Annotated in this window: 12 protein-coding genes, 1 tRNA gene and 1 pseudogene; 8 read left to right on the forward strand and 6 right to left on the reverse strand. The window is 55.6% G+C overall.

What is annotated here, in order from left to right:
- The first annotated feature begins 12 nt into the window (after positions 1–12).
- Positions 13–969, forward strand: a complete 957-nt coding sequence (locus B3M58_RS14875) for a LysR family transcriptional regulator (protein WP_296220233.1) — start codon at positions 13–15, stop codon at positions 967–969.
- A 220-nt stretch (positions 970–1,189) separates the two neighbouring features.
- On the opposite strand, the gene efp is transcribed toward B3M58_RS14875, so the two are convergent.
- Both efp and earP read right to left on the reverse strand, forming a co-directional pair.
- Positions 1,190–1,762 (reverse strand): elongation factor P, encoded by a 573-nt coding sequence (gene efp, locus B3M58_RS14880; protein ID WP_296220235.1) that lies wholly within the window; start codon positions 1,760–1,762, stop codon positions 1,190–1,192.
- A 46-nt stretch (positions 1,763–1,808) separates the two neighbouring features.
- Positions 1,809–2,942 carry an elongation factor P maturation arginine rhamnosyltransferase EarP gene (earP, locus tag B3M58_RS14885; RefSeq protein WP_296220237.1) on the reverse strand — a complete coding sequence of 378 codons (1,134 nt, stop codon included), beginning with the start codon at positions 2,940–2,942 and terminating at the stop codon, positions 1,809–1,811.
- Between the two features lie 452 nt (positions 2,943–3,394).
- Here earP and B3M58_RS14890 point away from each other — a divergent pair, with 452 nt between their 5' ends.
- From B3M58_RS14890 to B3M58_RS14900, 3 genes are all read left to right on the forward strand, one after another.
- Positions 3,395–3,799 (forward strand): 4-fold beta flower protein, encoded by a 405-nt coding sequence (locus B3M58_RS14890; RefSeq protein WP_296220238.1) that lies wholly within the window; start codon positions 3,395–3,397, stop codon positions 3,797–3,799.
- A 707-nt stretch (positions 3,800–4,506) separates the two neighbouring features.
- Positions 4,507–5,019, forward strand: a complete 513-nt coding sequence (locus tag B3M58_RS14895) for a hypothetical protein (protein ID WP_296220240.1) — start codon at positions 4,507–4,509, stop codon at positions 5,017–5,019.
- A 147-nt stretch (positions 5,020–5,166) separates the two neighbouring features.
- Positions 5,167–5,469 (forward strand): hypothetical protein, encoded by a 303-nt coding sequence (locus B3M58_RS14900; RefSeq protein ID WP_296220241.1) that lies wholly within the window; start codon positions 5,167–5,169, stop codon positions 5,467–5,469.
- A gap of 64 nt (positions 5,470–5,533) precedes the next feature.
- Here B3M58_RS14900 and B3M58_RS14905 read toward each other — a convergent pair whose 3' ends face one another.
- Positions 5,534–6,043, reverse strand: coding sequence for a hypothetical protein (locus B3M58_RS14905; RefSeq protein WP_296220242.1), 510 nt, complete (start codon positions 6,041–6,043; stop codon positions 5,534–5,536).
- Positions 6,044–6,660: 617 nt separating this feature from the next.
- Here B3M58_RS14905 and B3M58_RS14920 point away from each other — a divergent pair.
- Positions 6,661–6,945 (forward strand): annotated as a pseudogene (locus B3M58_RS14920) (hypothetical protein); the annotation flags it as partial.
- Positions 6,945–8,003: a phage integrase gene (locus B3M58_RS14925; RefSeq protein WP_296220592.1), complete on the forward strand. Its 1,059-nt coding sequence runs from the start codon at positions 6,945–6,947 to the stop codon at positions 8,001–8,003. The pseudogene B3M58_RS14920 and the gene B3M58_RS14925, both read left to right, overlap by 1 nt.
- Here B3M58_RS14925 and B3M58_RS14930 read toward each other — a convergent pair.
- Both B3M58_RS14930 and B3M58_RS14935 read right to left on the reverse strand, forming a co-directional pair.
- Positions 7,995–8,084 (reverse strand) — tRNA-Ser (locus B3M58_RS14930). The genes B3M58_RS14925 and B3M58_RS14930 overlap by 9 nt on opposite strands.
- Positions 8,085–8,176: 92 nt before the next feature.
- Entirely contained in the window at positions 8,177–8,404 is a 228-nt protein-coding gene (locus tag B3M58_RS14935) for a hypothetical protein (protein ID WP_296220245.1), read from the reverse strand.
- Between the two features lie 208 nt (positions 8,405–8,612).
- On the opposite strand from B3M58_RS14935, the gene B3M58_RS14940 reads away from it, so the two are divergent.
- Both B3M58_RS14940 and B3M58_RS14945 read left to right on the forward strand, forming a co-directional pair.
- Positions 8,613–9,302, forward strand: a complete 690-nt coding sequence (locus B3M58_RS14940) for a crotonase/enoyl-CoA hydratase family protein (RefSeq protein WP_296220246.1) — start codon at positions 8,613–8,615, stop codon at positions 9,300–9,302.
- A gap of 278 nt (positions 9,303–9,580) precedes the next feature.
- The gene (locus B3M58_RS14945) at positions 9,581–10,303 is read left to right on the forward strand and encodes a 1-acylglycerol-3-phosphate O-acyltransferase (protein ID WP_296220247.1); all 723 of its coding nucleotides are present in this window, start codon (positions 9,581–9,583) and stop codon (positions 10,301–10,303) included.
- A 50-nt stretch (positions 10,304–10,353) separates the two neighbouring features.
- Here the strand turns inward: B3M58_RS14945 and B3M58_RS14950 are convergent, their stop codons facing one another.
- Positions 10,354–11,181: an alpha/beta fold hydrolase gene (locus tag B3M58_RS14950; protein ID WP_296220249.1), complete on the reverse strand. Its 828-nt coding sequence runs from the start codon at positions 11,179–11,181 to the stop codon at positions 10,354–10,356.
- Between the last annotated feature and the right edge of the window lie 76 nt (positions 11,182–11,257).

The raw sequence follows: 11,257 nt of genomic DNA on the forward strand, positions 1-11,257 counted from the left end.
ACCGAGCCCGCCATGCACCCTGACGCCCTGACCGATCAGCTCAGCCTGTTCCTTGATGTACTGGAAACCGGCAGTTTTTCCGCGGCCGCACGCCGCCACCCCCTGACGCCCTCCGCCGTGGCCCGGCGCATCGACAGCCTGGAGCGTTCACTCGGCAGCAACCTGTTCAGTCGCAGCACCCATGCGGTACGTGTAACCCCGGCCGGGCTGGCCTTTGCCGAACGCGCCAAACGCATCCTGGCCGAGTTGCACCTGGCGCGCGCCGAGGCGGTGTCGCTGAGCAGTGCACCGGAAGGCTTGATCCGTATCGATGCGCCCGCGCCGTTCGGCCGCCGCCATTTGGCGCCGGCAATTGCCGAGTTTCTCGTGGCTTACCCAGGGCTGGATGTGCAACTGCGCCTGATCGACAGCTTCGTCGACTTGCACGGCGCGCACCTTGGCGAGGTCGATCTGGTACTGCGTATCGGCCCATTGGCCGACACCCGCCTGGTCGCCAGCGCGCTGTCACCGCTGGTACGGGTGGTGTGCGCCAGCCCGGACTACCTCGCCCGGCGCGGCGTACCGCGCTCACCCAGCGAACTGCTTGAACATGACGGCCTCGACTGGGACAGCCTGGCGCCGCCCTATGCCTGGCGCTTCGAGCAAGCGGGCAAACTGAACATCTACCGCCCGCAACGTTTACGGATGACCGCCAACAATGCCGAAACCCTGCTATTCAGCGCCCTCGCCGGCCTTGGCATCGCCCATCTGCCGACCTGGCTGATCAGCGACTACCTGCTGCGTGGCGAGTTGTTGCCGCTGTTCTGCGAAAACGGCCTGCCACCACCGGAACCCAGCGGCATCTACGCACTGCGACTGGAGCGCGAAACCGGCTCGCGCAGCCGCCTGCTACTGGAGTTTCTCAAAACTCGCTTCGGCCCGATGCCACCCTGGGATCTCGCCCTGCAGAGCGGCCTCAGCCGCAACTAACCTGCGGCCTCGGAAATAACGATCAGCTCGGCGCACGCTAGCCCAGTCGGACAGTCCGCAATGAACCCCCGCACAGCCTGCCAAGACCGGATTATCGCGGCGCAACACTTGCCGCATGACGGAGGCCCACTCAATCTGCGTTGGCGTACGCAGCAAACCCCAGACAAGAAAAAGCCCGACGCGAAGGTCGGGCTTTTCTAGACGCGGTGTAACGCCAGCCTTAGGCCGGAGCTTTAGCGCGCGATTTGTACTCGCCGGTACGGGTGTCGATCTCGATCCAATCGTCGATTTCGCAGAAGTCGGCAACCTTGACTTCAGTCCCGTTGCTCAGCTTGGCAGGCTTCATCACCTTGCCCGAGGTATCGCCACGGGCGGAACCTTCGGTGTAGGTGATCTGGCGAACGATGGTGGTCGGCAGATCGACCGAAACCACTTTACCTTCGAAGAACACGGCTTCGCAGACGTCGGTCATGCCATCAACGATGAACGGCATAACGCTTTCCAGGTCTTCCTGGTTCAGCTCGTACTGGTTGAACTCTTCGTCCATGAAGACGTAGTTCGGCTCGCTGTAGTAGGAGTAGGTCACTGCCACGCGATCGAGGATCACTGGCTCCATCTTGTCGTCGGCCTTGTACACGGTCTCGGTCGAGGAGCCGGTCAACAGGTTGCGCAACTTCATTTTAACGATGGCGCTGTTACGACCGGATTTGGTGAATTCGGCCTTTTGGATAAGCCAAGGTTGGCCGTCGATCAGAGCCACACTGTTGGGCTTCATTTCTTGTGCGGTTTTCATACTAAGATCCGGATTTGGATGGAGTTACAGAAATCTAGGCCGCATATCATATCCAATTTAGGTAAAAGTGTACCAGCGCCGCAGCAAGATCCGGCTGAGAGGCCTGTTCCAGACACCAATTCTCGGCGTGCTCGGCCACCTCAGGCCACACCGGTAGCAACGCCTGCCAGCTTTCACCCATCCCGTCACCGGCATTCCACGCCCGCCACATCCCGACCAACGCCGTCGCCGCAGCGGGCGACAAGCCGACGACATACAACGCAAGAAACGCGTCCAACTTCTCCCAATGAGCATCCGCCTGCTGTGTATAGATGTGCCAGAGCAACGGCCGCCCGGCCCATTGCGCGCGCACGAAGGAATCCTCGCCGCGCACCACGTTGAAATCGCAACTCCAGAGCAAGCGGTCGTATTGATCCTGCTGGAGGAATGGCAACACCTGGATATGCAACTGACCGCGCTGCCATGCGTCACCAACCCGTACATTCGCGCACCCGAGCCAGGCTTGCAGGTCCCCGAGAATGCGCCCTTCCGGCACCAGCAACTGGGTTGGCTGAGGCTCCGCCGCCAAGGCATCGAGCCAGTCTGGCAGCCCACGGTTTTCATACGCGAACAAGGACATCAGCCGAGCATCTGTAATCGGCTGTACCCCCAGGCCCCGCAGAAAATCGTCACGCATCGCCGTATCGGCTTGAAAGGCCAAGCGTTGCACCAACAAATCACGCTCGCGCAACAAACCACCGCTGCCCGCGGTAAAACCAGGGAAAAAGAAGAATTTCTGCACGGCATTCGCCTGCAAGGACGGCAACCCGTGACACCCCTCGACCCAACTCTCGGCACTGAGGTATTCCAGATTGAGCCAGAGCACCTTGCGCGGCCGCGCCGCCAGCGCGGCGAGGTAAGCCGCCGGCAAGGTGCAGGCAAAAGCCTCGATCACCACGTCTGCCGGCTCGCAGGGCTGCCAAGACGCCGACCAAAGCCGAATATCGACACCCTGCTGGTACTGCTGAGCAGCCTGCGCATCGGCCTGCGGACACAGACGGGCAAACGCACCAAGGTCATCCACCCACAAACGCACCACCAACCCATGCTCAGCCACCAACTGCCGCGCCAAACGCCAGGTCACGCCGATATCGCCGTAATTGTCGACAACGCTACAGAAGATGTCCCAGGTCGGGCGCATGCCGAGCTCCAGATAGAGAATTGCAAAACCATAAAGCCATGCTGCCAATCTCGGCAAACGACAGAAACGAAAAAGCCCGACACAAGGTCGGGCTTTTTCGTTTTGTCTGGCGGTGAAGGTGGGATTCGAACCCGTTTCGACACCCCGCAGTTGCTGACCTTTGTTGGATAAAACCAGCAAGCCCGCACCGTTCCAGGCCACCATTCTGGCCAATGCCGGCCTTCTCTGGCTAGTGATTTCGACACTTTTTCGACTCGCCGGCTAGACAGCTTTGAGACCTACCAGTAGCTTCTAGCGGCAACGGTGCTGCAACCTAGTACCTGAACTTGCCTCAGATGGCTTTTCATTTTTCCTGTGTCGCGCTTGCTTCTCAGGTTTGGATGCAATTCAAAATTGCTTGGCGCGCTACAAGGAACGTTAGGGATCTATTCCACATCCAGCAAGGAGAAGTTATGAATAGCGAATTCAATCCGTTCCCAGAAAATGAAATCACGCCTTTTTATGACTGTACGGGCACACCACTTTTCTACCTATACAGTAACGGCGAGCATTTTTATCATTATGATGGAACTCCACTCGCCTACCTTTATAATAATGAATTCATAATTTCATATTCAGGCCAATATCTCGGCTGGATATATAATGGAAGCATCTTAGATTTTAGGAATGGTGCTTACGCGTTTTTTACAACCCATAGTTCAGGTGGACCATCGCGCCCCAGCCGTAAGTCTCGCCCGAGCAGATCATCTAGGATAAGTAGACCCTCTAAATCAAGTCGCACAAGTAGACCATCACGCCCATCAAGAAAAATGAAATGGAGCGAGCACAGCAACATGAGTTTTTTTCCAGATTACTAGGTACTGACGCCAAGCCCCAAAATAATTTATTCAAATCGTTCGCTGACACGAGCTAAAGCCCGCCGTGTAACTAAACGTTATGCCCCACAGCAGGAATGCCTATAGATATGGAAGCTTGTACTACTTGGGAATGCATAAATAGCTTTGCTAACTGGCTTTCTGCAGTCGGTACTATCCTAATCACGAGCCTCGCTCTTTGGTTATCCGTTCGTGACAGAAGGATAAATATTAAGTCCGTATTAAGCCTTGGACTTTTACCTTCCTCCAGCCCAGGCATACTTGACAACCCCGTATATGTACTTTCGTACACAAACATCGGCCCAAGGCCCGTTACGGTAACCAATCACTATTGGTGTCTACCATTTAAAAAGGGTAATATTTTCTTACACCCATATACTGACATTAAACTTGGCCGCCTATGTTCCATGCCACCCATTGAATTGACTGACGGAAAAGAAGGTCGCGCATTTTATGCACAAGATTTCTTCTCGAAACTAGAACACCCTGAAGATTTCCTATTCCATAAAAACCGTTACATAGCCTGGCTTCGCATTCACTATTTCAAGATACACATCGTTACCACTACTGGAGCAAAGCCAAGAGTAAAAATCCATCGAGCTGTAAGAAATCGACTTTGGAACCTATATCGCGGAGCGTAACAACAAGCTCTGCACTTAGTTTAATTATCAGATCGCACAGGCATGGACATGGATTGGCTTACAGACATAATTAAGCGACTTGAAATTTCTCGACTTCTTGTCTCCGCCGTGTTCGTCACGTCCGCAGTCATGTATTTCGGACCCACCTTAGCCTCTAAAAATATTCCTAAGTCCCCTGATAATTTTTTACCTGCACTTTTTGGACTTATGATTTTAACGGGCTGCTTGCTTATTTTCTGGGCAATAGCAGAAGCTTATAATTTCATTGCAAATGGTGTGAGGAAGACATCACAAAATTTCAAAAACGGCTCGCTCTCGGAAGCTGAGATAGCAATACTGCATATACTAGGACGCGACCCCACGTCACCTCTTGACCTTAGTAGTATCAACTACTCAGCTGCCCCGGCCACTAAACTTGAATTCCACCACATTGTTTCTGAGTTAGAAGACAAGGGGCTCGTATACATAAATGGGTTTGATGAAAATCTTATCTCTCTCACAAAACAAGGAAGATACAAATCCCTTGAAATCCAGCGTAAATTTAAGTCAAAGACACAATAGGCTAATTTACTGATACCCTCAGATACTCGCGAGCGGCTTCCTATAGCATTAATAAATATTAAACATATACCCTTTTTCTCTCAGGATGGCTAAGCCCCTCAACAAAACTTGTTCTTATCTTAAATTCAACCACCACAGGACATAAAGATGAGCCAAAAATCAATTCATATAATTCAAGCACAGCCAAACACCTTTGTGGTATATGACATGGACGACATTAATGAGATAGAAAGAGGAGAGCCTGTAATTGCGTGGAGAATTGAAACTTATGAGGAAAAGGCAAATACTCCACTTTACTCTAGCTGCACTCCGTTAACAGTGGATGGTGAACCAGCTAGCAACTGTATCGGCATCCAGAATCCGGATTTAACAGTAACCACATTCCAGCAATCAACATATGGCTCATTACAAGAGCTACAAAAAGAGCGCTATCCAAAGAATAAATCTTAGCAATACGCTTGAGTCATTTTGTTCGCTGGGGCGGGCTGCAGCCTGCCCCTACACAACACTTTATTCAAAGACTTCCGCACGCTTCTTTCTTTTTCTGCGCATTTCGCTCTGATGGATTTACGCTGTATTGATTCCACCAAAACTTGCATGCATCTGAACTAAGGCGTTGTTCTTGTTGCGCACGTGCAAGCTCAGCTTGCCGGTTTGCCGTGGCCTGAGCTTCACGCTGTTGCCCAAGGCGTGCATCTGCGGCCATTCGCTGCTGCATCTCGGCCTGCATTTGTTTCGACTGCAGAGCTGCCTCTCGGAAGCTTCGCTCCATGTAGCTAGCAGCTTCGTTTAGTGCGGCCTTTAAGCGCTGCTCTTGTATGTAGTCGTAAACGAGTTTCCCGCCCCACAGACCTCCGACGATGATCATCGCAGCCAGGATGATTGCGTGGCTTGTGTCCATAGGTGGGTGGGCTCGTCTGGGATGGGCTGCTCTGTAGCCTTGACGCTCGTTGCGATCGTCAATTTCTTCATCCATGTCGAAGCTCAGCACTTTCAGCTGGTCATCGATATCGCGTTTATTCATTCCTAGAGTCCATTCTAACTCACCTGATTCAGTGCTTTCGGGCGTACCAGCGCCTAGTCACTTCCTTTGTGATCGCTATCCCGCGTTCGGACTGCTCAAGTTTCGGTTCGCTTCGTCGTAGTCTGGGCTTGTCTGCCCGCTTTCAGGGATTACCTGACCGCTCGCTATCCATAGGGCGTAATGCGGAAATGCTCTGACCAGAACGTCTACTTCCTCCGTGCTTACTCGCACAGCCCCCTTACTCACGTTCAGCCATCGGCTGTAATCGGTGTCACTCAGCTGGCTGAGTTTTTTGGGGCCGATTTTTTTGATTAATAACCTTGCTCTATCTGCTGAGCTTTCCATATAGAAAAATGCAACCGCTCTTAAAAGGTAACTATTGACGCGACGAGGTGCTGCGTCAATAATTGACTTGAGGTAATTATTGACTTGAGTTGCTGCTCAAGCGTTCCCAACAAAGACCAACATAGTGCAGGAAAGCCCATGGACTTGGAAGAAAGCAACCTCACTGCGAAAGGCACTCTGCCGGCCCCGCCGGTTCTCCCTTGGCGCGAATTCGCAGATTGGATTCGTATGGCCGACGACCACAACACCGTTTGGGGTTGGATTCGTAACGGTTACCTGTTGATTCCCTCCTTGAAGACACCGAATACAAGCGCTACCACAAGACGTCGCGCGGCTTCTCCGGCAAGAACGTCGAACTGTTCCTGGGTAACTTCGTCAGCCTGCTGGCAAGGGAACGGGTGGGTGCAAAAAAGGCGTTTAGCCGGCTCAAAGAGTGGGAATGCTGGCCGGTCATTCGCGACCACTACGCCGCCAAGGACATGAGCGAGCACGACATCTACAAGCACATCAAAACCCTACTGGAAGAACGCAGTGTGCGTTGGGGGCGTGCCATTTAATGGCCATAGAGCAACAGGCTGACGGACGCTGGAAGGTCGATGTAGAGCCGATCAAGGGAAAGCGCTTCCGCAAGACGTTCAAGACCAAGGGCGAAGCCAGCCGGTTTGAGGCCACCTGTCGTGCTCGCCTCATAGAAACACCCAACTGGTCACCCAAGCCAAAGGATCGTCGCCGCCTGTCTGAGCTGGTCACCCGCTACCATGACCTGCACGGCCACACCCTGGCGGATGCCGCACGGCTCAAGCAGATACTGCTCAAGCTGACCAAAGACCTTGGCGACCCTATAGCGGTCAACTTCACCGGCAACGCCTTCTGCGAAACCCGGCGCATACAGCTGGATAACGGCGTGAAAGGCAAAACGCTGAATAACCGCCTTGGCTACCTGAAAGCCGTGTTCAACGAGCTGCACCGCCTGGGCGATATCGACTATCCAAACCCGTTGGCGAATGTCCGGCCGTTACGTTTGCAGGAAAGGCCCCTCTCCTTTCTGTCTGTGCCGCAAATCAACGAGGTGCTGAGCGCCCTGGATGCTCGCGACACAACGCCTGGCATTGGCCTGGTCGCTCGCGTCTGCCTGGCAACGGGTGCTCGATGGGGCGAGGCTCAAGCCCTTACGCCTGAGCGAGTGAAAAATGGGGCGGTGACCTTCGCCAATACCAAGTCACGCCGCACGCGCAGCATTCCAATTGATAAGGCCCTGGAAAAGCAGTTGCTCGATCACTTCAAACAGCACGGCCTGTTCAGCAATTGCATGCTGACCTTTAGCCGCGTACTGGAAACCACCTCGATCAAGCTGCCGGCCGGTCAGGCTACGCATGTGCTGCGGCACACCTTCGCCAGCCACTTTGTCATGCGTGGCGGCAACATCCTGGTGCTCCAGAAAATCCTGGGCCACGCCAGCCTCACCATGACCATGCGCTATGCCCACTTGGCGCCGGATCACCTGCAGGATGCGTTGACCCTGAACCCGCTTTTCGACACCGGCAAAGGCCAGAAAGCAAAAAGCCCCGAAATCTTGTTAGAAATCAGGGCTTTAGCATTTCGAAAGTGGCGGTGAAGGTGGGATTCGAACCCACGATACGATTTCTCGTATACACACTTTCCAGGCGTGCTCCTTCAACCGCTCGGACACTTCACCGGGTCTCGACGGACACTGGTGTCTGTCGAGGCGCGCTAATCTAGCCGAACAGCCCGGCAAAGGCAAAAGTTTTTTTCAGAATATTCATGTGCTTATGCCAAATGCTCGTCATCTACCCGGCTAGCCTGCGGCGCAACCTCGAAACGTTGTCGACCGAATAGTAGAAAGCCAAGAGAAATAAACAGACTGAAGCCGAACACCGTCATCACTCCTTGCGGGCTTTGGCTTTGCGCACTACTCGCCAGCAGCACCAGCCCCAACAGCAGCACCATCATCAGGCCTGCTCGCCAACCAATCGCCCACCAGCCGATACCCTGCATGCCTGCCTCCTCTATTTAACGTGGCAGTTACGCTAAGGCAGCCATGCGTGGCACAGCCAATTGCCTATGACCATCGCGCCGATAGTTCATGCGTGCCGGGTAGCGGCCAGCACATGGCCCGTGCACTGACTCACCAGTCAGCCGCCGCGCTTTACCTGGAGGGTGCGGGTGAGTAACGTCTGCTGCACTTCAGCACAAGGAACCCGCCATGAGCGACCTGATCAGCTACCAACTCGATGACGGCATTGCCACCCTGACCTTGAGCAATGGCAAGGTGAACGCTATTTCCCCGGACGTGATCGCTGCCTTCAATGCCGCGCTGGATCGTGCCGAACAGGACAAGGCCATCGTTATCATCACCGGCCAACCCGGCATCCTTTCCGGTGGTTACGACCTCAAGGTCATGACCTCCGGCCCGCAGAACGCGGTCAACCTGGTTGCCGCCGGTTCGACCCTGGCGCGGCGCATGCTCGCCCACCCATTTCCGATCATCGTCGCGTGCCCCGGCCATGCCGTGGCCAAAGGCGCCTTTATCCTGCTCTCTGCCGACTACCGCATAGGGGTCGAAGGTTCGTTCAGCATCGGCCTCAATGAAGTGCAGATCGGTATGACCATGCACCACGTGGGCATTGAGCTGGCGCGTGACCGCCTGCGTAAATCGGCCTTCCACCGCTCGGTAATCAACGGCGAAATGTTCGACCCGCAGGGTGCCGTGGATGCCGGTTTCCTCGACAAGGTGGTGCCGGCCGAGCACCTGATGGCGACCGCGCAAGCAGCGGCTCAGCAGATGAAGAAGATCAACATGGCGGCACACAAGAACACCAAGCTGAAAGTGCGCAAAGCGCTGCTGGAAACCCTCGACAAAGCCATCGAGCTGGATCAACAGCACCTGATCTAGGCTGCTGCACCACCTCGAAAGCCCCGCCAATGTGGGGCTTTTTGTTGGCGATGTGGCCATGATGTGTTGCAGAAGAAGTCACGCCTTGGTGGCGGTGGATTGAAGAAACCGCCGGGAATGCAGCGAGCCCTATAGATGCCACGCTGAGCAGCGGCTGGTTACGGACAAAACCATGCGCAAATTGCCTCCGCGTAGCAATTTGGCGCTGATCGGCGGCGATTGCCGTGCAGAGTGCACATCCGTACACTGCGCGCCTTTTCTTCTGACGGGCGTACCAAATGCTTTTTCTTCTGCGCATGCTGGCGATGGCCGTGCACTTCATCATCGCGGGCACCCTCGGCTTGCTGCTCGGCCTGTGTCGCCCGTTCAACCCGGATAACAGCCGCATTTGTGCCCGTCTCTATTCCCTGCCGGCGCTGTGGTTGCTGCGTTTGAAGCTGAAAACCGAGGTCAAATCGCTGCTGGAGCAGCAGAGCGCCTGTGTGATCGTCGCCAATCATCAATCCAACTACGACCTTTATGTGATCGGCCGCGTGGTGCCGCCCCGCACGGTCAGCATCGGCAAGAAAAGCCTGAAGTGGGTGCCGTTTTTCGGCCAGCTGTATTGGCTGGCCGGCAATGTGCTGCTTGACCGTGGTAATGCCCAGCGCGCCAAACAGGCGATGCTGACCACCACCGACACCCTCAGGCACAAGAACACTTCGATCTGGGTATTCCCCGAAGGAACGCGCAACCTCGGCAAGGGCTTGCTGCCGTTCAAGAAAGGCGCCTTCCAAATGGCGATTGCCGCCGGTGTGCCGATCATTCCCGTGTGCGTCAGCAGTTATGCCACGCACATTCGCCTGAACCGCTGGGACAGCGGCGACATCATGATCCGCTCACTGCCAGCGATTCCCACCGCCGGCCTGAGCCTGGACGACTTGCCTGCGCTGATGGATGAATGCCGCACGCAGATGCAGACGTGCATCGGCAGCCTGGATCAACAACTGGCCCGCGCCTGATACCCGGCGTACCGCGCAAAAGCCAGGCGCCCCTGGCTACTCGCGCACGGTTAAACGCTGGCCAACCAGCCATGGATCTGCTCGACCACTGCTTGCGGCGCCCTGAGCCAGGCGCTGTGAGGGTTCTCTTGGGGTGGCCGTGGCGAAGGCATGCAGTGTACTTGCACAGGCTGTTGAATCAATTCAGCCAGGCCCCGCGTCGATGCCAATGGGGCGAACTGATCGCCCTCGATATGGATATACAGCGCGGGCGTCGGGTTGTTTGCCGCCGGTGACAGGACGAGCCCCAGGTGCTGGAAATGCCCGTTCCAGGCGACCGCCCCCCAATCACGCATCAACCGGCGCGCCTCCTGGCCAGCAAAACCAATCGCCTTACCCGGTAAATAGCCGAGTACCGCTGTCAGTAGGTTGAAGGTCAGCGCTGCGCTGGGGGTCATCAACCGCCGCACACCACGCCAGTGCCGGTAATGAATGTTGCCGCAGGCCACACCAATCACTTTCACCCCGCCCCGTGGATTAGCCGCCGCATAGAGCGTGGCAATGTGCCCGCCGAGGCTATGCCCCAGCAAGACCGGCGCACTGCCGGGAAAATGCTGCGCAGCCACGGCCAGCAGTTTCGGCACAAAATCATCGAGCAAATCGCGGTAGCCATAATCGAATCGCCGATTCGGTCGTGGCTCGCTCGCGCCCTGCCCCGGCCAATCCGCCAGCAGTACATTGCAGCCTGCGGCCAGCAACGCCTCGGCCAAGGCGTGGTACTTGCGCGCAGCCACGCCAAGGGCCGGCATCACGATCATCACCGGCGCTCCAGCCTGCGCCGAATAGAGCGTAAACGGACAACGAAACATGCCCTCGGCAAAGGTAAAGGCATCGCCCATGGCGGCTGCTCCTTGTGGATGTGCGTGTGGGGTAGACCGCTGAAGAATTTGGTTATGTCCCAGTTACGTGTTGCAG

This window comes from Pseudomonas sp. UBA2684, from assembly GCA_002354655.1.
Lineage (GTDB): Bacteria > Pseudomonadota > Gammaproteobacteria > Pseudomonadales > Pseudomonadaceae > Aquipseudomonas.